General features: G+C 43.4%; 24 protein-coding genes and 1 other annotated feature. Of the genes, 22 read left to right on the top strand and 2 right to left on the bottom strand.

Annotation, left to right across the window (positions count from 1 at the left end; genetic code table 11):
* From RTR76_RS12540 to pyrR, 17 genes are all read left to right on the top strand, one after another.
* The coding region (locus RTR76_RS12540; protein WP_312521155.1) for a hypothetical protein at nucleotides 1-424 on the top strand (424 nt) is incomplete at its 5' end.
* A 325-nt stretch (nucleotides 425-749) separates the two neighbouring features.
* On the top strand, nucleotides 750-1,505 hold the full coding sequence (gene pstB, locus RTR76_RS12535) for a phosphate ABC transporter ATP-binding protein PstB (RefSeq protein WP_312521151.1): 756 nt from the start codon (nucleotides 750-752) through the stop codon (nucleotides 1,503-1,505).
* Nucleotides 1,506-1,520: 15 nt separating this feature from the next.
* Nucleotides 1,521-2,177 carry a phosphate signaling complex protein PhoU gene (gene phoU, locus RTR76_RS12530; protein WP_312521149.1) on the top strand — a complete coding sequence of 219 codons (657 nt, stop codon included), beginning with the start codon at nucleotides 1,521-1,523 and terminating at the stop codon, nucleotides 2,175-2,177.
* Between the two features lie 143 nt (nucleotides 2,178-2,320).
* Complete coding sequence (locus RTR76_RS12525; RefSeq protein ID WP_312521147.1) at nucleotides 2,321-3,016, top strand: YggS family pyridoxal phosphate-dependent enzyme; 696 nt, start codon at nucleotides 2,321-2,323, stop codon at nucleotides 3,014-3,016.
* Nucleotides 3,017-3,033: 17 nt separating this feature from the next.
* Complete coding sequence (locus tag RTR76_RS12520) at nucleotides 3,034-3,474, top strand: cell division protein SepF (protein WP_312521144.1); 441 nt, start codon at nucleotides 3,034-3,036, stop codon at nucleotides 3,472-3,474.
* Nucleotides 3,475-3,494: 20 nt separating this feature from the next.
* Nucleotides 3,495-4,310, top strand: coding sequence for a pyrroline-5-carboxylate reductase (gene proC / locus RTR76_RS12515; protein WP_312521142.1), 816 nt, complete (start codon nucleotides 3,495-3,497; stop codon nucleotides 4,308-4,310).
* A complete protein-coding gene (locus RTR76_RS12510) occupies nucleotides 4,307-5,092 on the top strand; it encodes a YlmH/Sll1252 family protein (protein WP_312521140.1) in 786 nt (261 codons plus the stop codon). The genes proC and RTR76_RS12510 overlap by 4 nt, the downstream gene beginning before the upstream one ends.
* 25 nt (nucleotides 5,093-5,117) lie before the next feature.
* Nucleotides 5,118-5,570, top strand: a complete 453-nt coding sequence (locus RTR76_RS12505; RefSeq protein ID WP_312521138.1) for a DivIVA domain-containing protein — start codon at nucleotides 5,118-5,120, stop codon at nucleotides 5,568-5,570.
* A 68-nt stretch (nucleotides 5,571-5,638) separates the two neighbouring features.
* Nucleotides 5,639-5,855, top strand: a binding site (T-box leader).
* Nucleotides 5,856-5,891: 36 nt separating this feature from the next.
* The gene (gene ileS / locus RTR76_RS12500; RefSeq protein ID WP_396144981.1) at nucleotides 5,892-8,678 is read left to right on the top strand and encodes an isoleucine--tRNA ligase; all 2,787 of its coding nucleotides are present in this window, start codon (nucleotides 5,892-5,894) and stop codon (nucleotides 8,676-8,678) included.
* A 101-nt stretch (nucleotides 8,679-8,779) separates the two neighbouring features.
* On the top strand, nucleotides 8,780-9,082 hold the full coding sequence (locus RTR76_RS12495; RefSeq protein ID WP_312521136.1) for a DUF5665 domain-containing protein: 303 nt from the start codon (nucleotides 8,780-8,782) through the stop codon (nucleotides 9,080-9,082).
* A gap of 54 nt (nucleotides 9,083-9,136) precedes the next feature.
* On the top strand, nucleotides 9,137-9,781 hold the full coding sequence (locus tag RTR76_RS12490) for a TraR/DksA C4-type zinc finger protein (protein WP_312521135.1): 645 nt from the start codon (nucleotides 9,137-9,139) through the stop codon (nucleotides 9,779-9,781).
* 225 nt (nucleotides 9,782-10,006) lie between these two features.
* Entirely contained in the window at nucleotides 10,007-10,717 is a 711-nt protein-coding gene (locus RTR76_RS12485) for a TVP38/TMEM64 family protein (protein WP_312521133.1), read from the top strand.
* Nucleotides 10,718-10,842: 125 nt separating this feature from the next.
* Entirely contained in the window at nucleotides 10,843-11,010 is a 168-nt protein-coding gene (locus RTR76_RS12480) for a DUF362 domain-containing protein (RefSeq protein ID WP_132074853.1), read from the top strand.
* A 265-nt stretch (nucleotides 11,011-11,275) separates the two neighbouring features.
* A complete protein-coding gene (locus RTR76_RS12475; RefSeq protein ID WP_312521131.1) occupies nucleotides 11,276-11,653 on the top strand; it encodes a methylglyoxal synthase in 378 nt (125 codons plus the stop codon).
* A gap of 32 nt (nucleotides 11,654-11,685) precedes the next feature.
* Nucleotides 11,686-12,138, top strand: a complete 453-nt coding sequence (lspA, locus tag RTR76_RS12470) for a signal peptidase II (RefSeq protein WP_312521129.1) — start codon at nucleotides 11,686-11,688, stop codon at nucleotides 12,136-12,138.
* Nucleotides 12,135-13,058: an RluA family pseudouridine synthase gene (locus RTR76_RS12465; protein WP_312521128.1), complete on the top strand. Its 924-nt coding sequence runs from the start codon at nucleotides 12,135-12,137 to the stop codon at nucleotides 13,056-13,058. The genes lspA and RTR76_RS12465 overlap by 4 nt, the downstream gene beginning before the upstream one ends.
* A gap of 17 nt (nucleotides 13,059-13,075) precedes the next feature.
* Nucleotides 13,076-13,627, top strand: coding sequence for a bifunctional pyr operon transcriptional regulator/uracil phosphoribosyltransferase PyrR (gene pyrR / locus RTR76_RS12460; RefSeq protein WP_312521127.1), 552 nt, complete (start codon nucleotides 13,076-13,078; stop codon nucleotides 13,625-13,627).
* A gap of 56 nt (nucleotides 13,628-13,683) precedes the next feature.
* On the opposite strand, the gene ylbJ is transcribed toward pyrR, so the two are convergent.
* Nucleotides 13,684-14,937, bottom strand: a complete 1,254-nt coding sequence (gene ylbJ / locus RTR76_RS12455) for a sporulation integral membrane protein YlbJ (RefSeq protein WP_312521125.1) — start codon at nucleotides 14,935-14,937, stop codon at nucleotides 13,684-13,686.
* Between the two features lie 95 nt (nucleotides 14,938-15,032).
* Between ylbJ and RTR76_RS12450 the strand changes: the two genes are divergently transcribed.
* The gene (locus RTR76_RS12450) at nucleotides 15,033-15,863 is read left to right on the top strand and encodes a patatin-like phospholipase family protein (protein ID WP_312521123.1); all 831 of its coding nucleotides are present in this window, start codon (nucleotides 15,033-15,035) and stop codon (nucleotides 15,861-15,863) included.
* Here the strand turns inward: RTR76_RS12450 and RTR76_RS12445 are convergent.
* Nucleotides 15,802-17,043 carry a nucleotidyltransferase gene (locus RTR76_RS12445; RefSeq protein WP_312521121.1) on the bottom strand — a complete coding sequence of 414 codons (1,242 nt, stop codon included), beginning with the start codon at nucleotides 17,041-17,043 and terminating at the stop codon, nucleotides 15,802-15,804. The two genes, RTR76_RS12450 and RTR76_RS12445, sit on opposite strands and share 62 nt — an antisense overlap.
* A gap of 187 nt (nucleotides 17,044-17,230) precedes the next feature.
* Here RTR76_RS12445 and RTR76_RS12440 point away from each other — a divergent pair, with 187 nt between their 5' ends.
* The 4 genes from RTR76_RS12440 (at nucleotide 17,231) to fapR (ending at nucleotide 20,009) form a co-directional block, all read left to right on the top strand.
* On the top strand, nucleotides 17,231-18,433 hold the full coding sequence (locus RTR76_RS12440; protein WP_312521119.1) for an acetate kinase: 1,203 nt from the start codon (nucleotides 17,231-17,233) through the stop codon (nucleotides 18,431-18,433).
* A 131-nt stretch (nucleotides 18,434-18,564) separates the two neighbouring features.
* Nucleotides 18,565-19,071 (top strand): DUF177 domain-containing protein, encoded by a 507-nt coding sequence (locus RTR76_RS12435; RefSeq protein WP_312521117.1) that lies wholly within the window; start codon nucleotides 18,565-18,567, stop codon nucleotides 19,069-19,071.
* A 47-nt stretch (nucleotides 19,072-19,118) separates the two neighbouring features.
* A complete protein-coding gene (rpmF, locus tag RTR76_RS12430; RefSeq protein WP_312521115.1) occupies nucleotides 19,119-19,298 on the top strand; it encodes a 50S ribosomal protein L32 in 180 nt (59 codons plus the stop codon).
* 156 nt (nucleotides 19,299-19,454) lie between these two features.
* Nucleotides 19,455-20,009, top strand: a complete 555-nt coding sequence (fapR, locus tag RTR76_RS12425; protein ID WP_312521113.1) for a transcription factor FapR — start codon at nucleotides 19,455-19,457, stop codon at nucleotides 20,007-20,009.
* Nucleotides 20,010-20,019: the final 10 nt, after the last annotated feature.

The raw sequence follows: 20,019 nt of genomic DNA, 5'->3' as shown, positions 1-20,019 counted from the left end.
GGGAGACATAGGCCTTATACGGCAACCATGGGCAAGCGTAGCAGTTCTTCCCCAGACGGTAAGCGCGGGAGAAGCTGTTACTAATTTTGTGCTTGCTGGAGGTAATTATGCTGCATATGCAGGTATTGTAATAGATACAGTAGAAGGGAATTTTACGTTAATGCACCCAGGAATATACTATATAGAATTTATTTTGGATGTAGCGACTACAACGTCGTCACGTATAGAATTTTATATAGAAGACGGAGGTGGGTCTTTGTATAGTCAGCTCAGCGCAAATCAAACAGCCGGTCAGTATAAGAATGCAATAGTTTTATTTGTGCCTGCTTCACGCGATATCTATCTCGTGGGCGGCGATAATACTGTTGAAATTATCACTGGAAGAATAAATATATTTAGATTTGCGGATGAATCACTTGCATAACTTGCAGTTTTACAGCACCGTCTTACCTTAATTGGTAGGGCGGTGCTAAAGGTTTCTTTTTTACAACAATAAATTATAGCTGCTATCTCTTTTAAATGGGCTACTCTTTCTAATTGTGAATCATATCATTGCCTGTATTGGCAATTGCGAGGGGCGCTGCTGGTCCATAGTTGGCACACTTCTTCTTTTGTAATGTTCGAGAGTTGGATTTATTTATTAAGGATAAATCTTAATCAAAAATTAACACAAAATTAACACTATCTTTTCAGGGTTATGGTATAGTGCAAAGGTATAGTGCAATAGCGTTTCCCTGGGAGGATAATATATGGAACACAAAATTCAAGTAAATAAATTAAAATTATATTACGGTGATGTACTTGCTCTAAAAAAGATTTCCATGAATGTTGTTCAAAACAGTGTATTGGCATTGATTGGACCTTCAGGATGTGGAAAATCGACTTTTCTTAAGACAATCAACCGGATGAATGATTTAATAGATAATGTTAAAATCGAAGGCGAGATTATTATTGACGGCGTTAATATTTATCGGCCTAATATTGATGTAGTCATGCTGCGAAAACGGATTGGTATGGTTTTTCAGCGTCCTAATCCCTTTCCTATGTCTATTTATGATAATATTGCCTATGGTCCGCGCATTCATGGAGCACCAAGCAAGTCGGTCCTTGATGATGTTGTGGAAAAGAGCCTTACCGGGGCTGCACTGTGGGATGAGGTAAAAGACCGTCTTCACAGCTCGGCAATGGGATTATCAGGGGGGCAGCAACAGCGTCTCTGTATTGCCAGACTACTTGCGGTTGAACCGGAAGTCCTGCTCATGGACGAACCCTGTTCTGCACTTGATCCTATTTCAACGATGAAAATTGAAGAGCTGGTAACCGAGCTTAAGGCCCAGTATACAATTGTAATGGTTACTCATAACATGCAACAGGCGGCACGGGTATCTGACTATACAGCTTTTTTCCTCAGTGGTGAGTTAGTTGAGCATGATAAGACAGATGCTATCTTTACAAGACCTCAGGATCAGCGAACAGAAGATTATATTACGGGCCGCTTTGGTTAACAGGGGGATAATGTTATGACTACCAGACATAATTATGATCAAGAGTTAGAAGGCTTACGAGGCGAAATTCTCAAAATGGGTGAAGCTGTTTCGGCTGCTATCAGTGAAGCCGTTCAGTCGTTAGCAAAACAGAATATTGAAATGGCTCAAAGAGTGATTGCCAATGATGATATCATCGACAAAATGGAAATAGATATTGAAGATCATTGTATGGTGCTTATCGCGCGGCAGCAGCCTTTGGCCCGTGATCTTAGAGTAATTGGAACGGGTATGAAAATTGCCACTGACTTGGAGCGGATGGGAGATCATGCATATGATATCGCCAATGTAACGCTTCGAATTGCGAACCAGCCATTACTGAAACCTTTGGTTGATATTCCCCGCATGGCGGAAATGGCCCAAAAAATGTTGAATGACGCTTTACGTGCGTATGTTACGCTGGATACGCAGCTGGCAGAAGCTGTATGCCATGCTGATGATGAAGTAGATTATCTGTATCAGCAGGTATTCAGAGAACTGCTCACGTATATGTTTGAAGATCCGCGGACTATCAGCCAGGCAACGCAGTTGATCTTTGTTGCGCGCTACCTGGAACGGGTTGCCGATCATGCCACGAATATTGCAGAGTGGATTATTTATCTGGCAACTGGTCAACGCCTGCGCACGAAATAGCAATACAAAAACAGCACTGCCGCACACAATCGGCGGTGCTGTTTTTGTATTGCTATTTGCTGATATATATTTTTTATGTTAGGTACTAAGTCGAGAGGAAAATTTTGTTTATAGGCGAATATTCCATAGATGGAGGGGTTGCCATGTCTATTACCCAACATATTGAAGAAATATGGCAAAATATCGAACAAGCCAGCCTAATTCGTCAACAGCGCACTTTGGAAGAAAGACCAGTTAAACTGGTGGCCGTAACGAAAAATCATGGTACGGAAATCATCCAAAAGGCAATTGACAGCGGCATTCAAGCAGTTGGTGAGAACCGGGTTCAGGAAGCGTTGTCAAAGCAGCCTATATTAGGCCGCCAATTGGAATGGCATCTTATTGGTCATTTACAAACTAATAAAGCCCGCCAGGCAGTACCTGCTTTTGATCTGATTCATTCAGTTGATAATGAAAAATTAGCGTTGGAAATAGATCGTGTTGCTGCTAAATTCGGCAAGCGGCAGGATATTTTACTTCAAGTCAATGTTGCTGGCGAGGCAACAAAGTTTGGGATTGCGCCTGAACAGCTTCAGAAACTGGTTCATTTTGTTACCGAACTGAAAAATGTACAGCTTTGCGGACTTATGACAATTGCTCCTCATTATGAAGAAACAGAGACTGTTCGACCGGTATTCAGGGAATTACATAATTTGTTTGTGGAATTGCGGGAAGCCCGGCTGCCTAATACAAACATTCAGTGGCTGTCCATGGGGATGACCAATGATTATCAGATTGCTATCGAAGAGGGGTCAAACCTTGTTCGTATCGGTACAGGAATATTTGGTACACGTCAATAGTACAGGGAGGAATGACTATGAAATTTATGGAAAAAGTCTGGGGCAGTATTGGCTTATTTGAAACAGAAGTAGAAGAAGAAAAAGTAAAAGCGGTGGACGAACCGGATAATAAGCTTAAAAAATCTGTTGCAAGTAATATTGTTAATTTGCCTACTGCACAGCAGCAAAAACAAATTAAAGTAATGGTTGTCGAACCGTTTTCCTTTGATGATGCCCAGCATGTAGCTGATCATTTGAAGAACCGTAAACCAGTTGTTGTTAATTTTGAGAACACCGATAAAGATGTAGCAAAACGAATGATCGATTTCATTAGTGGGACAACCTATGCATTAGGGGGAAATATCCAGAAAATTGGACATGATATTTTCTTGTGTGCTCCTAATAATGTTGATGTAGCCTACAGTTCTCGTGAAGAAGGAGTTGACAAGGCTTTTTTGCCGTGGATTAACAAACCCTAAAGTGGTGTTCAGGAGGTCATATGTTTAACAATCAATATGTTGGATTTATTGGCGGCGGCGCTATTGCCGAGGCACTTATTCGCGGAATTCTAGAGGCTGGTATGCTTAAGCCGGCACAGATTCTAGTGAGTGATGTTAATCGTGCCAGGCGTGAATACTTGGAAGCTTCCTATGGTGTAACAGCCATTGCTGATAGCCAACAGCTTGCTGTGCAAGCCGATATTTTATTTCTTACTGTAAAACCGAATGTAGTTGAGCCATTGATAGCTTCAATTGCAACTGTGGTTTCTCCGAAAACGATAGTTGTTTCGGTAGCAGCCGGAGTCCGGCTTGCCACATTAGAAGAGAAGCTGTTTAATAATCCGATCATACGAGTGATGCCGAATACTCCAGTCGCAGTTGGCGAAGGAATGTCAGTACTTGCACTGGGCAGCCGGGCCTGTTCTGAGCATGGCGAGAAGGCGGCGGCTTTATTTAATGCTGTTGGTAAAACTGTTATGGCAGGAGAAGAACTTATGGATGCTGTAACGGGACTTTCCGGCAGTGGCCCGGGGTATGCTTTTGTACTCATTGATGCACTGGCGGATGCCGGTGTCAGGGTAGGACTGCCTCGCCAAATGTCGATTTTATTAGCTGCTCAAACATTGCTGGGCGCTGCTAAAATGGTTTTGGAGACAGGAGAGCATCCTGCTAAACTGCGCGATGCCGTTACTTCTCCGGGAGGAACGACGATAGCCGGTATTCATGTAATGGAACAGCGGGGCGTACGGGCTGCTCTGAGTGATGCGGTAGCAGTTGCTTGTGAAAAGTCTCGTGAAATGGGGAGGCTTAAGTGAGCGAGAGAGAAAAAATCATCCGTTATTATCGAGCCAGCGGTGATGCTGAATTAGCTGCCAAACTAATTGACCTAGCAGACAATTCCCTTCGCAGCCGTAAATACCGGGTTAGCGAATTTCTTGACCCCTATGGCTATAGTGTTGCTGAAACAATCGTTGCCCATTATCCAGGCCTTTCCTTACAGGGAGAAGGCGGATACAGTGGTGCTGAGCGGGTGCGCGTTGTTTTTATCGAGCCTGATTTTCCTGGCAAGATTGATTATTCAATTACGGCACTGTCCGTTACCTGGGATGGCCGGCATCATCAGCTTGGACACCGGGATATTTTGGGCGCACTGATGAGCCTTGGTGTAAAAAGAGAGCTCTTTGGTGATATTATTTTAGTTGGTGATAGCTGCCAAATCATTGCAGATACAACAATCGCGAATTATATTATGCAGAACTTGCTTAAAATAGCATCAGCTTCTGTACAAGTACAGGTAATCGAACTGTCTGCTGTTCAGCCTCGGGAAGAAAAAATGAAGGAAATCCGATCAACTGTGGCATCGCTTCGGCTTGATACCGTTGCAGCAGTTGGGTTTGGTACTTCCCGTACGAAAATGACCTCTGAAATAGAGGCTGATAAAGTAAAGGTCAACTGGCAGCAGGCTAAAAGTGCTTCTCAAGCGGTTAAAACAGGAGATATCATTTCTATGCGCGGACGGGGGCGGGTAGAAGTATGTGAGATTATCGGACAAACTCGTAAAGGCCGAATCAGCCTTGTGTTAAGGCGGTTCGTATAAGTCACCATGCAGGGAGGGTTGAGACATGCTAACACCATTAGATATTCATAACAAAGAGTTTAAGCGCAGTTTCCGAGGATACAGTGAAGAAGAAGTAGATGAGTTTCTGGATCGCGTTATTAAGGATTATGAGCAGTTGTACCGTGATAATATGGAATTGAAGGAAACGTTAGAGCGAATCAACAGCAAGCTGGAACATTATCAGCACATGGAAAACACCTTACACAATACGCTGGTTATTGCACAGGAAACCGCTGAGGAAGTCAAGCTAAACGCTAAGAAAGAAAGCGAATTGCTGATGAAGGAAGGCGAAGTTAGAGCGCAAAAGCTGGTAGATGAGGCGACTCTTAAAGTTCGGCGTGCACTGAATGAATATGAAGACTTAAAGAAACAAGCCAATGTATATAGAACCAGGATGTTAACCCTGGTTCAAGCACAGATGGAAATGTTAAAGACCAGTCAGGAAGATGAAAACTAATTGACTATATTTGACTTATTTTATCTGCCTTTGTATAATGAATAAGAGTATTTTGTATTGTTATATCAGTAAGAGTTATGATGGAGACAGTAGTTACAAATCTGTTCTACAGCGAGCCGGAGATTTGGTGGAAGTCCGGCGGACGATTGCAGCGAAGATCACTCCTGAACTGCAAACCGAACTGCAAGCAGGCAGTAGGTTTTGCCGGTTTACTACCGTTATTAGTTGCACGAGTGACTTTTGTCATTAGGGTGGTACCACGGGAACAAACCTCTCGTCCCTTATTAGGGATGAGAGGTATTTATTTTGGAGGTGTTTTTATTGGATTATAGTAAAACGCTGAATTTACCACAGACCGAATTTCCAATGAGGGCAAATTTGCCTGAAAGAGAACCACAAATGCTTGCTTATTGGTCTGATGAGAATATTTATGAAAAAAAATTAGCTCACAATAAAGGAAAGACTAAATTTGTGCTGCATGACGGCCCTCCCTATGCAAATGGTAATATCCACATTGGGACAGCTTTAAATAAAATTTTAAAGGATATTATTGTAAAATATAAATCGCTTCAAGGTTTTGATGCACCTTATGTGCCTGGCTGGGATACGCATGGTCTTCCAATCGAGCATGCAGCTATCAAAATCCTGGGGCTTAACCGTCATGAATTGAATCCACTTGATTTGCGTCGTGAATGTAAGCAATATGCCTTAAAGTGCCTCGATATGCAGCGGGAAGATTTCAAACGTCTCGGTGTTAACGGGGATTGGGAAAATCCTTATGTAACGCTGTATCCGCAATATGAAGCAAAGCAAATAAAAGTATTTGGTGAAATGGCTAAACAGGGATACATCTATAAAGGCCTTAAGTCGGTTTATTGGTGTACTTCTTGTGAAACGGCATTGGCTGAAGCCGAAATTGAGTATGCTGAAAAGAAATCCCATTCCATATATGTTAAATTCCCAATAATGGATGATAAAGGCAATTTGCCGGTGGGTGTAAATTCCGAGCAGGTTTATGCAGTGATCTGGACAACGACTCCCTGGACTATGCCGGCTAATGTAGCCATCTGTGTCAATCCGGAGTTGGATTATGTCTGGGTGGAAGCTGGTCAGGAAATTTATCTCTTAGCAGCCGGGTTAGCTGATTCTGTGATGAAAGCTGCCAAAATAGAAAGTTACACCATTTTGTCTACACTCAAAGGCGCTGACCTGGAGGGGATGGTTTTTTCCCACCCTTTCATTGAAAGACAATCGCCTATCGTCTTGGGTGATCATGTAACACTCGAACAAGGAACAGGCTGCGTTCATACGGCACCAGGGCATGGGCAGGAAGACTTTGAAGTAGGCATGAAATATGGCTTGCCGATCATAAACCCTGTTGATCATGCAGGGCGCTTTACTGCTGAAGGCGGAAAGTTTGAAGGGCTGCTTGTACATGATGCTAACGTTCCCGTTATTAAGGAATTGGCTGAACGGTCGATGCTGCTTGGCAAGGGTTCAGTAAAGCATCAGTATGCTCATTGCTGGCGCTGCAAAAATCCAATTATATACCGGGCAACAGAACAATGGTTTGCGTCTGTTGACGGCTTCCGCGATGCGGCGCTGAAGGCAATTGAGGCGGTTCAATGGATTCCTGAATGGGGTGAAGAGCGAATTCGTAATATGGTTCGTGACCGCCAGGATTGGTGCATTTCACGGCAACGTGTCTGGGGCCTTCCTATTCCGATTTTCTATTGTACAAAATGTAATGAACATATTATTAATGATGATACTATTCATGCTGTATCTGAGCTGTTTAGAGTAGAAGGATCGGATTCATGGTGGGCGAAATCGGCAGCAGAAATCCTGCCCTCAGGCTTTAGCTGTCCTCATTGCAGCCACGAGGAATTCCGCAAAGAAACAGACATTATGGATGTATGGTTTGACAGCGGTTCCAGCCATGCAGCAGTATTAGAAACCAATCCGGCTCTGAAATGGCCAGCCGATTTATATTTAGAAGGAAGCGATCAACATCGCGGCTGGTTCCAGTCGTCACTCTTGACGTCAGTAGCTACCCGTGGACGCGCTCCTTACAATGCTGTTCTTACCCATGGCTTTGTTGTTGATGGTGAAGGGCGGAAAATGTCCAAATCAGTAGGCAATACGATTTATCCGCAAGACGTAATTAAACAATATGGTGCTGATATACTGCGTTTATGGGTTGCTTCGGCAGATTATAAGGCTGATATTCGCATTTCTAATGATATTTTAAAACAAATGTCTGAAGTGTACCGGAAAATCCGCAATACGTTCCGCTATATACTTGGTAATTTAGCGGACTTTAATCCCGAAACAGACAGGGTTGAGTACGACAGCCTGCTGGAAATTGACCGTTGGGCATTACTTCGCTTGGAGCAAGTGCGGGAGAAAGTAACTCAGGCCTATGAAGCCTATGAATTCCATACGCTGTATCACACGGTTCATAACTTCTGTGCCATTGATCTAAGCTCGATTTATCTAGATATTCTCAAAGACCGTGTGTATACTGCTAACACGAATTCAGTAGAACGGCGTGCTGCCCAGACCACTATGTATGAGATTCTGGATACGCTTGTACGCCTGGTATCGCCGGTACTGACATTCTCAGCGGAAGAAGTATGGCAGCATATGCCTAAAGTAGCTGGAATGCCACAAAGCATCCAATTGGCCGAATGGCCGGTTTCTCGCAGTATGTATTTGGATAAACAGCTGGAAGAAAAGTGGAATAAACTGCTGAGTATTCGCAGTGAATTAACCAAAGCACTGGAACAAGCCCGCCGTACAAAGGTAATTGGTCATTCTCTCGATGCAGCTATTGCCATTTATGCTTCTGGTGAAATCTATGAGCAATTGAAGGCGTTGGGCGAAGAGCTTGCCACGCTTTTGATTGTTTCAAAAGCAAGTGTAACACAAGGAGACCAACAAGCGCCTGACAGTGCTTACCGTTCCAGTGAATTACCGCTGGCGGTAGTGGTAACTCCTGCGCAGGGAGAAAAATGTGAACGGTGCTGGATCTATAGCGATACGATTGGTACTGATACCGAACATAGTACTTTATGTGAGCGGTGTGCCAGTGTTTTGAAAGCTTAATTTTTTTCAAGTCGGTAAAGTTGTCTATGACTTTACCGGCTTGATTTTTTTTGATAGTACCGAAGATACTGGAGATACTAAATGAAGTGGAGGCCGATTTAATGGAAAAAGAGGGTAAACAGGCGGAATTCATGGCCGTTCAGCTTGAAAAATTAGTGAGGCAGCTTGAATCAATGCGTGTAGCTCAATATATGGAGCTGCTTGAAAAACCGGCTAGATTGATATTTATCAATTTCGTAGCTGGCATATCAAGGGGATTGGGCATTGCAATTGGCGCAACACTTGTATTTGCATTGATGATTGAGGGGCTGCGTCAGTTAATTCTGCTTAATATTCCTGGCATAGGAAATTTTATAGCTGATATTATTCGCATTGTAGAAAGCAAGAATGGCGGGACTTTTTAGAAAGCCCACAACATTTGCGTGCTGGTCAAGATTATTGATTAGAGGTGATCAGATTTGGAGCAGAAAAAAGTAGCAGGGTTTGTAAAGCAGCTTCAGAATGAAAAAACAAGATTGATTGAAGAAATTTCTGGTCTTGAAGAAAGCGGTTTAGAAAATACCATGGCTTATTCTGTAGGTGAATTATCTGTCTATGACAATCATCCGGCAGATATTGGTGATGAGTTATTTGAGCGCAGCAAAGACGTTGCCTTACGGGATAATGCGCATATATTATTACAGGAAGTAGAGGCAGCACTTGCCAAAATAGAGAGTGGCGATTATGGGATATGTGATACTTGTGGGAAAGCTATTTCTCTTGAACGGCTAGAAGCATTGCCGTCAGCAGCTATGTGCATCGAGTGCCAGCATGCAGCGGATGATGCCAGGCCAATGCCCCGCCCCTTGGAAGAGGCTGTACTTGAGCCGCCTTTTCAGCGTACATTTATGGATCAGAGCGGGTCTGATTTTGTGGGATTTGATGGTGAAGATGCATTGCAGGCAGTCCTTAAGTATGGCAGTTCTGATTCGCCTCAAGATATTCCTGGTTCACATGATTATAAAGCGCTCTTTCCAAATAGTGACGAGCATCAGGGCATTGTAGACAAGGCAGATGTCATTCCTCAGGACCCTGATGCTACTGAAAACAAAACCGAGCGTTAGTACCGTGTCAGCTCTAATCCAGTGAATAATGGCGGTCTATTTTCCACAACTCTTCGTTGTCGTCAGTCAACATGCATCCAGTATGCTTCCCTTCTCCGCCTCGATTTGCGAAAAATAGCCTCACCACTATCCTTCCGTTTTAGAGCTGACAAGGTACTAGGCGTGCTCGGTTTTATATTTCTTTGCCGGATGTGTATTTTGGTGATGAGGGAGGGCGGTTAACTAGTGATAGATCCGGCAACGACTAAATCTTATCTTGTAAAATTAGGCGTATTGGCACTAGCTTTTGCCGCCTATTTTTATTTGCCGGGGATTCAAGAATTTATCACTAATGGGCTGGCATACCTTCGGCTGCGAAATTTTGAGGGATTACGGCAATTTATTTTGGCGTATGGTGTTTGGGCTCCTCTGACGAGTATATCCTTAATGGCAATTCAGTCGATGGTGCCCCTTGTACCGGGAATTGCCATTACGATTACAAATGCGTGGATATTTGGCTGGGAATTAGGCGCTTTTTATTCCTGGATTGGTGCTTTGCTAGGTGCTACACTTGATTTTGGCATTGCCCGATGGTATGGCAGGCCGGTTGTCGAACGTTTTATTAGTGGTAAAATGCTTGATAAAGCGGATGGTTTTTTCAAAAAAAATGGTGTCTTGGCGGTGTTTATTACTCGTTTGACGCCAATAGTTCCTTTTAAGGTAATTAGTTATGGAGCCGGTTTAACAAAAATGCCGCACTTTCGTTTTGCTGTTGCTACTGGTATCGGGCAAACTCCGGCTATTGTCCTTTATTCCTTTATAGGCCAGAATCTAACACGCAGCTTGCGGGCTACGATTGCAGTAACTTCACTGCTGATGGTTTTAGGCTTTAGTGCGTATTATTTTCGTGATACGCTGGAAAAATATTTTTTTTCTGCTAACGATAAGGAGCCTTGATGGGGGATAAGAAAGTATTATTTTAGTGATATTAATAATTGTAGTGAACAATAATTTTTTTTTACTGTTCACTGGCAAATTTATGTTATAATGTAGTTAACAAAATATGGGGGGTGAATGAGTCAATGTACATAATTAACAGCGACTGTATTAAGTGCGGTGCATGTGCTTCGGTTTGTCCCGTAGGTGCTATTTCCGAAGGTGATGCCCAATACAACATCGATGAACAATGTATCGACTGTGGTTCATGCGCAGCTGTATGTCCCGTAGGAGCTATCAGCCCGGGTGAATAAATAATAAGTCCAGCTATTCGCTGGACTTATTATTTTTTGCTGCTTTTAAGAAATATACTACACTGACATCAAGCCGCTTTTCAGTTATTCTGGGAAGTATGGATATAGACTGATTGGATCACAATAAAATGCGCAGATTTTGAGGAATAGTGGTTTTGGGAACATAAAAAATAAACTTTAAAGCGCAGCATTTAGCTGGGCTTCTTTACGTTTGAGGAAATATTGAGTATCATGTAAATAATACCAGGAAAGCAGGTGGGAAATATTGAAAACAATTGCACTCATTGCCCATGATAGGAAGAAAGAAGATATGGTATTGTTTGTTCAGAAGCATTTGTCTATTTTACAAATGCACAATTTGGTTGCTACTGCCACTACGGGGAAACTAATCAAGGAAAACACCGGACTTGAAGTGACAACTTATTTATCTGGACCGCTCGGCGGGGACATGCAGATTGGGGCTTTAATAGCAAGCCAATCCATTGATATTGTCATCTTTTTACGTGATCCGCTGACAGCGCAGCCCCATGAACCGGATATAACGGCACTTCTTAGAGTGTGTGACGTTCATAATGTTCCGGTGGCAACGAATGAGTGCTGTGGACATATGCTGGTTGCAGCAATGCATAATCAAAATAATTAACCGGATAAGTTGTTGGATGGGAGAGAAGATATGTGCCGATATTAATATTGGCAATGGCAGTTGTAGTCATTGATCAATGGTCTAAATACTTTGTTCAAACGCATATGAGCCTGGGTATGTCCATTCCCGTTATACCCTCAGTTTTTCACTTGACTTACATATTGAATCCTGGTGCAGCTTTTGGTATCTTAGAAAACCAAAGAACATTCTTTGTCATCATCGGTCTGCTGATGATTGGTGCTGTATTGTATCTATATCCGCGCATTCCTGATAAAATGAAGCTGCTAAGATTGGGGACAGGCTTGATGATGGGGGGCGCAGTAGGCAATGTTATTGACCGGATTCAAACAGGCTATGTAGTAGATTTTTTTGATTTTCGCATTTGGCCGATATTTAATATTGCCGATATTGCTATTGTTACTGGCGTGTCATGTATTATTTATACTTTGGTATTTACCGCTGAAATAAAGGATGAGGCAAATTGAGCACCGAAAAACAGTACTGCCTGCAGGTAGCTGAAGCAGAAGAGAATCAGCGGGTTGACATTTACCTGGCGCAGCATATGGGAATCTCCCGCTCTCACGCGCAAAAAATAATTGCTGCCGGTCAGGTTTTGGTGAACAAAAAAATAATTAAAGCCAACTATAAGGTGGCCTGCAATGACAATGTGGAAGCATTGTTAGCTGAGGCTCAGCCTGCAGAAATCCGGCCTGAGTCAATCCCGCTGGATGTGGTATATGAAGATGATCATATGATCATTATCAACAAGCCGCGAGGGATGGTCGTACATCCTGCGGCAGGCAATTACAGCGGAACTCTGGTAAATGCCCTGCTGGAACATTGTCAGGATTTATCGGGAATTAACGGGGTGATACGCCCCGGAATTGTCCATCGTCTGGATAAAGATACATCAGGAGTGATGGTTGTTGCAAAAAATGACCAGTCTCATCTTAATCTGGCTTTACAGATAAAAGAACGCCACGCCAGTCGTAAATATATTGCTATTGTTCATGGAAATATTAAAGAGGAGCAGGGTGTGATTAATGCGCCAATTGGCAGGCATCCTGTTGACCGGAAAAAGATGGCTGTCGTTTTTTCAAATAGCAAGACTGCTATAACTCACTTCCGGACAATCGAAAGATTTGGCAATTATACAGTGGTTGAATGCAAGCTGCAAACGGGGCGGACTCATCAAATACGCGTCCATATGGCTCATATCGGTCACCCCGTAGTTGGTGATCCTAAATATGGTCCTGAAAAGCAGCATTTTACGATTGCGGGCCAGGCGCTGCATTCCGCGCAGCTATCCCTTGCTCATCCTGTCACAGGCGAGACGATGTGTTTTTCTGCTCCGCTGCCTGCTGATATGGAGATGATACTAGCTAATTTACGAAAAGGTAAGTAAAGAGAGGAGAATAAGAGATGCCGATTTTTACAGAGAAAACAGTAATTATGGATGCTCAGGCTATTCGCAGAGCAATCATTCGCGTTGCTCATGAAATAATTGAAAAAAATAAAGGTGTACATGAGGTTGTATTAGTAGGAGTTAGAACACGGGGAGTGCCGCTAGCCGAACGGTTAGCAGCAGAGATTGAAAGCATTGAAGGGATTAAAGTGCCGGTAGGAATACTCGATATTACGTTGTATCGTGATGATTTGTCGACACTTGGCCACCAGCCGATTGTTCATGAGACACAAATTGCAGCAGATATTAACGGTAAAAAAGTAATTCTTATCGATGATGTTTTGTATACAGGACGCACGGCAAGAGCTGCTCTTGATGCTTTAGTAGATATTGGCCGCCCAGAAGTGATTCAACTGGCGGTATTGGTTGATCGTGGACATCGCGAACTACCCATTCGTGCTGATTATGTCGGCAAGAATGTGCCTACATCCCGCAAAGAAATTGTCAGCGTTCAATTGGAAGCGGTCGATCAGGCTGAACAAGTTATAATTAAAGAAATCGTAGAATAATAAGATACCCGGTGCCATGTTCAATGTGCACCGGGTATCTATCTCACTGACACAACCTAGCTTTTTGCGTAAGAATACAGGGTTTTAATTAAATGCAGGGCAATGGACAGCGTAATAAGGATTCCAAAAAGCAGGAGGAACTGATAAAATACCTGTTCAGTTCTAGTTGCCCATGAAGTCCAGGAATTTGCACTGCTGATGGTATAGGCAGTGGGGATTGTCAATGATTTTGCAACTTCCTGTGCAGGGCCCAGCAGTAAGAATGTCAGAACAGCTGCAAATACTGCATGGAGAAAACGGGCTACCATATAGGGACCCATGCGAATGCCGGATTCGATGACGATGCTTGCAACTTGACCATGTACGGACAAGCCGCTCCAGGCGATAATGGCACCAGCAATTGCTACTCGTTGTGCAAGTGGTGCGTCAGCCTGGCTTGCGACCATGGAGCCGATGTCGAGTTCAAACAAACCGCTTACTAATGCCGGTGCAAGGGATGTGCTTATCCCCAGGAGTTGTAACCAAAATGAGAAAAAAGAAGTGAATATATCTGTTAAACCAATGACGGATATAATACGCAAAAAAACGGAAAACAATATGATAAAACCGCCAATTAGTAAGATCGTATTCATCGAAGTTTTGACCGAATCACCTAATAATTGACCTAAAGAACGTTTATCTTCCTGCCGGGCGTTATAAAGCGCCCGAAAAGCTCTAACGAGGATGTTGACAGAGGCTTTCTTCGGGCTGGCGGTTTCCAGCTGATCCCGGCTCCGGCCATGAAAGCGGAAAATAATACCAACTAGAAAGCTGGCAAGATAATGGGCAAGAGCAATGGTGGGACCAAGCTCAGGCATTGCGAACATGCCGACTGCTACGGCACCAAACATAAATAGCGGATCAGCTGTATTCGTAAATGAGAGAAGCCGCTCCGCTTCAACCGCAGTACATAATTGATTCTGACGAAACTTACAGGTGATAACGGCATCCATTGGATACCCGGAAGCAAGACCCATGGACATAGCAAAAGCTCCGACGCCCGGGACATTGAAAATAGGACGCATCAACGGTTCCAATAATACTCCAATAAAGTGAACAATGCCAAAACCCATTAAAATTTCAGATAGAATGAAGAAAGGGAGCAAAGAGGGGAAAACTACATTCCACCATAAATTCAGTCCCATAATGGCCGAGTCAAAAGCTTCTTTCGGATATTGGACCATTGCAATTGTGATAAATAAGATGCAAAAGGCCATACAATATGTTAGAAAGCGGGAACGGTAGTTTCTTCCCTTGCTCCAGACACTCATAAAAATAATCTCCTCCTTTGCCAGGCGTCTGTTACTATATATATGAGGAGACAGAGGTAATATAACTATTTAAACATTTTCCAAAGGAGGGTATTATGAGACCCAAGATTGGTTTGGCTCTTGGTGCAGGAGGCTTGAGGGGACTTGCACATATTGGTGTTTTACGTGTATTGGAGAGAGAAAAAATACCGATTGATTATATTGCCGGATGCAGTATCGGCAGCTTAATTGGTGCCTTGTATTGTGCAGGTCTTGATGCAGAAACCATCTATAAACTTGCAAAACATTTAAAGCGAAGACATTGGATTGATTTTGTTATTCCCAAAATGGGAATCATATCTGGAGACAGAGTACTGGCAATGCTTAGATTGCTGACAAAACAAAAAAAATTCGAAGACTTATCCATCCCGTTATCAGTCATTGCAACTGATCTTGGAAATGGGCGGGAAGTTGTATTTAATGAGGGTGATGTGGCAACGGCCGTACGGGCAAGTATATCTGTTCCAGGTGTTTTTGTTCCTTATCAGCTTGGAGAAATTCTTTATGTAGATGGGGCGGTGCTAAATCCGACACCGATTGACGTAGCACGAAAAATGGGCTCAGATTATGTAATTGCTGTCGATTTGGCGCACAAGGGTGAAACAGGGACGATTACGAATTTATTTGATGTGATTATCCAGGCAATTAACATAATGGAGCGGCAAATGTTTAATCAACGGCAAGAGGAATGTGATGTGCTATTAAGGCCTAAAGTTGCGCATCTTTCGCCAAGCTCTTTTGATTCGATTGATGAATGTGTGGCTTTAGGGGAACAGGCTGCTGAAGAATCTCTGCCGGAAATTAAGCGGATTTTAGATAACAGCCTTACAGAAGATGACTTGGAGAGCGAAGAAAATCAAGACCGCCAGCACGAAATGCAGGATTAGGATAACCTAAGGCATACAGATCACTTGCCAGAGTATCAAAGGTTAGCATTTTTTGCAGCGGTGAAAGGTTGACGGTATTTCGCAGGTGGCTGTCTAAGTATTTTGTTGTCTTGGTAATGAGGGGCAGATTACCGTGCTGTTTTATGTGACGCAAGACTTCCTGTCCTTTACTGTTAAAAGCTAAGACCCTTGCATAAAGAGGGCCGGCAGCGTCAAAGCGGACCAGATCGTTTTTCGTAGTTCCAAGCAAAGCGTGAACAGCTATGCGCTGCAGGCGTGTCCGGGTATAGCGTTTGCTTTTAACAAGTGAAAAAAGCATTTCCAAGTCAATTGCCTGCAGTGCACTAGCGTGAATCTTATGGTGCAGTCCTTCGGCTATTTCAGGGATCTCCTCCAGTTCTCTTAAGGAAATGGTGCGGAGCTTTGCCAGCAGCATGTCGCCAAAGAAATAGCTCTCTACAGGGCCCTTCTGGTGCTCCATCAGCTTCTGGAGCATGCTGAGGATGCATTTAGGCAAGGCAGCTGTAATTTCTTCGTCCAGTGCTTTTCTCGTCAGCAAGGCCTTGCGGATAGCGGTGGCGCTGGCAATAGTGCCACTAATCACCTGCTGGTGATAGGGCGCTTGCTCGCGGGTAATTGCAGCGGGAATGATCTGCGGCGCCCAACGGTTAATGGACCGCAGATACTCAATCGCCAGTATGTTATTTGGTGTCATTAGAAAGTCGGCCGGGAGTCCGGTTTGTGCTGCTACTGCATTTGACAGGGCTTTGGCATATGGCAGGCCCTGCTCAATGCTGGACCGGAATAATTCAGCTGTAGCTGGCTGTTCAAAGGCACTTGCTGCAGCGGACAGCATTGTCAGGTTGGCCTGTTCCGCTCCGAAGCAGAGGCAGTCTGTTCCTAATGCTGCAAGCAGCCGAATGCCGCCTGCAGCAAAATATTGAGCACTTCTTACTGCAAAAGCAAAGGGCAGCTCAATCACGAGGTCTATACCAGAGGAGACAGCCATCTCTGCCCGGGACCATTTATCAAAGACAGCGGCTTCGCCTCGCTGGACAAATTGGCCGCTCATGACAGCTACTACATGGGTACAGTTTGTTAACTGCCTTGCTTTGTCGACATGCAAAGCATGTCCATTATGAAAGGGATTGTACTCGGCAATGATACCGGTTAGCTTCATTTTGACACCTGCTGTTCGTAAGTTTTATTATTGCTGAATAAACACATTTATCTTTATTTTACAACATTTCGACAAAACGGTAATACTTAATTTAATTGGAAGGGAAAATAATAGAAGTGTCGAAGATAAAATTTTGTAAAGCTATCGGAACTTCGGCTGACGAAGTAATAAGGGGGAAAATCATTTCATGAAAGTTTTAGTTGTTAACTGTGGAAGCTCTTCTATTAAATACCAGTTATTTAATATGAGCGATGAGAGTGTACTAGCCAAAGGGTTGGTAGAAAGGATTGGTCTTGAGGGTGCTGTTCTGACTCATCAGCCTGCTGGTAAAGATAAAGTAGTCATTACCGGTGATATTAGTAACCATAGTGTTGGTATTAAATTAGTGCTCGAAGCTTTAACCGATGCCAACCATGGTGTTATTGCCAGCATGAAAGAAATCGTAGCTGTAGGTCACCGGGTTGTTCACGGCGGTGAAAAATTTGCTGATTCGGTACTTATCACTCCTGATGTCATGCGGGCATTGGAAGAATGCATTGAAATGGCTCCGCTGCATAACCCGCCGAATATTCTGGGCATTAATGCCTGCGCTGAGCTTATGCCTGGTGTTCCTCAAGTAGGGGTATTTGATACTGCTTTTCATCAAACAATGCCGAAAGCGGCCTTCCTGTACGGCCTTCCCTATGAAGCATATGAAAAATACGGCGTCCGCCGTTATGGCTTCCATGGAACTTCTCACAAATATGTATCCCAACGAGCAGCTGAAATGATGGGACAGCATATGAGCAATTTGCGCATCATTACCTGCCATCTTGGCAATGGCTCCAGTCTGGCAGCTATTAAGTATGGTAAGGCGATTGACACCAGCATGGGCTTTACTCCCCTGGAAGGCCTTGTTATGGGGACTCGCTGCGGCGAAATTGACCCGGCAATCATTCCTTTCTTGATGAAGAAAGAAGGTATGACACCGGATCAAATGGACGAATATTTGAATAAGAAATCGGGTGTTCTTGGTATATCCGGCGTTTCCAGTGACTTCCGGGATATTGAAGATGCAGCCGGTGAAGGAAATGAAAGAGCTCAGCTGGCATTAGATGTATTTGCCTATAAGGTTCGCAAATATGTAGGCGGATATGTGGCCTCGATGGGTGGCGTTGATGCAATTGTTTTCACTGCCGGACTTGGTGAAAATTCGATTGAAATGCGGGATAAAATCTGCAATGGTTTAGAATATTTAGGTACCCGCATTGATCATGCAAAAAATAATGTGCGCGGCAAAGCACAGGAAATAAGCGTAGATGGCGCGAAGGTGAAAATCTTCGTTATTCCGACAAACGAAGAGTTGGTTATTGCCCGTGACACGAAAGCTATTTGCGGCAGCTTAATCTAGTAGAATAGGGGCGGCATTGGCCGCCCCTATTTAAAAAAATGGCATCTTTACTCTTTATTTGCTGAAGCCTCGAATTTCTTGACAAACCATAATGTCGTGGCTATAATAGATTAAGGTCGAGGTGGAAAAAGATGAAAATAAATATTGCCCAGGCCAAACAGGAGATTGGCAGTACGTATCAATTTCAATTTGCCGCTTGCAGTGATCAGCTCGGCTTTGATGATGACGCTCCATGGAAAGGGAAACCCATTTTTGTTGCAGGACAAGTAATCAATACCGGACGGGTCTTAGAAGTCCAGGGTGTTATTAAAACATCGGGGACTTATAACTGTGGCCGGTGTTTAGAGCAGTTTTGTACCGATATTGAAGTTGCTTTTTCAGAGAATTATCTGGCAGCAGGTTGTGACACTGCAGAGGAAGACGCTCTTTTTTATGAGGGCGATGAAATTGATATTACTGATTTGGTTCGTGAAAGCATATTGCTTGCGGAACCGCTTAAAATTGTGTGTACGGAAGAATGCAAAGGGTTATGTCCCGTTTGCGGCACAAATTTGAATGCAACCGCCTGTTCCTGCGACAGAGACTCTGTTGATCCTCGATTGGCAGTGCTTCAAAAACTGTTGCAAACGAAATCATAATCCGATATTACATTGTTGCGAATTGTCTTGTTAAGGAGGTGGATAATATGGCAGTACCAAAGCGTAAAATGTCCAAAGCCCGTCGTGACAAACGTCGTGCTAACTGGAAATTGACTATTCCTGGTTTAGTTGAATGCACTCAATGCCACGAAAAGAAAATGCCGCACCGTGTATGTCCTGAGTGTGGGTATTATAAGGGCAAAGAAGTTGTAAAAGCAGCTGAATAAAATGTCGTATGGTGAGCATGATAAGGGCGATTATATCCCTTACCGGCTCACTTTTTATTTTTTCGATAAAGTGACTTGAATTTTTGATATCTGGTGTTATAATAATGATTAGCATTTGGTATTATTACTTGCTTATAAAAATAGGTGGTAGATTTAATGGCGCGTATCCAAAAGAAAATAAGGCAAGAACGGCTGAAAGAAAAACTACATAATAGCCCCTTTCTGACAGATGAAGAACTGGCGGCTTTTTTGGTTGTCAGTGTTCAAACCATACGTTTGGATCGCTTGGAACTGGGAATACCGGAGCTGCGTGAACGGATCAAGTTCATGGCAGAAGAAGCGCAGACCAAATTGAAAGCAATTGCCAGTGGTGATGTCATTGGTGAGCTGATTGATTTGGATTTGGGTAAAAGCGGTATATCGATTCTCGCCGTCACTCCCGAAATGGTTTTGGAGAAAACCAAGGTAGCAAGAGCTCACTATATCTATGCACAAGCGAACTCTTTGGCACTTGCAGTAATTGACGCACCTGCGGCTGTTACCGGCGTTGCCAATATAAAATATAAGATTTCAGTACATTTAGGCGAAAAGTTAGTCGCAAAAGCAGAAGTAATGAAAAAACGAGGCAATAAATATTTTGTTTGGGTTAAAACTAGAAATGAAACTCAAGAAGTGTTTCGTGCTAAGTTTATTATGGCATCACTGGACTAACGAAGGGAGA

The organism is Anaerospora sp. (assembly GCF_032013335.1).
Classification (GTDB): Bacteria; Bacillota; Negativicutes; order Sporomusales; family DSM-15969; genus Anaerospora.
Note: the sequence above shows the minus strand (reverse complement) of the source record. Positions and strands in the feature narration are given on the sequence as shown.

Bases quoted from the DNA above. Each gene is read 5' to 3' on its own strand.
- pstB (WP_312521151.1), top strand. From the start codon at position 750: ATGGAACACAAAATTCAAGTAAATAAATTAAAATTATATTACGGTGAT.
- phoU (WP_312521149.1), top strand. From the start codon at position 1,521: ATGACTACCAGACATAATTATGATCAAGAGTTAGAAGGCTTACGAGGC.
- RTR76_RS12525 (WP_312521147.1), top strand. From the start codon at position 2,321: ATGTCTATTACCCAACATATTGAAGAAATATGGCAAAATATCGAACAA.
- RTR76_RS12520 (WP_312521144.1), top strand. From the start codon at position 3,034: ATGAAATTTATGGAAAAAGTCTGGGGCAGTATTGGCTTATTTGAAACA.
- proC (WP_312521142.1), top strand. From the start codon at position 3,495: ATGTTTAACAATCAATATGTTGGATTTATTGGCGGCGGCGCTATTGCC.
- RTR76_RS12505 (WP_312521138.1), top strand. From the start codon at position 5,118: ATGCTAACACCATTAGATATTCATAACAAAGAGTTTAAGCGCAGTTTC.
- RTR76_RS12495 (WP_312521136.1), top strand. From the start codon at position 8,780: ATGGAAAAAGAGGGTAAACAGGCGGAATTCATGGCCGTTCAGCTTGAA.
- RTR76_RS12480 (WP_132074853.1), top strand. From the start codon at position 10,843: ATGTACATAATTAACAGCGACTGTATTAAGTGCGGTGCATGTGCTTCG.
- pyrR (WP_312521127.1), top strand. From the start codon at position 13,076: ATGCCGATTTTTACAGAGAAAACAGTAATTATGGATGCTCAGGCTATT.
- ylbJ (WP_312521125.1), bottom strand. From the start codon at position 14,937: ATGAGTGTCTGGAGCAAGGGAAGAAACTACCGTTCCCGCTTTCTAACA.
- RTR76_RS12450 (WP_312521123.1), top strand. From the start codon at position 15,033: ATGAGACCCAAGATTGGTTTGGCTCTTGGTGCAGGAGGCTTGAGGGGA.
- RTR76_RS12445 (WP_312521121.1), bottom strand. From the start codon at position 17,043: ATGAAGCTAACCGGTATCATTGCCGAGTACAATCCCTTTCATAATGGA.
- RTR76_RS12440 (WP_312521119.1), top strand. From the start codon at position 17,231: ATGAAAGTTTTAGTTGTTAACTGTGGAAGCTCTTCTATTAAATACCAG.
- RTR76_RS12435 (WP_312521117.1), top strand. From the start codon at position 18,565: ATGAAAATAAATATTGCCCAGGCCAAACAGGAGATTGGCAGTACGTAT.
- rpmF (WP_312521115.1), top strand. From the start codon at position 19,119: ATGGCAGTACCAAAGCGTAAAATGTCCAAAGCCCGTCGTGACAAACGT.
- fapR (WP_312521113.1), top strand. From the start codon at position 19,455: ATGGCGCGTATCCAAAAGAAAATAAGGCAAGAACGGCTGAAAGAAAAA.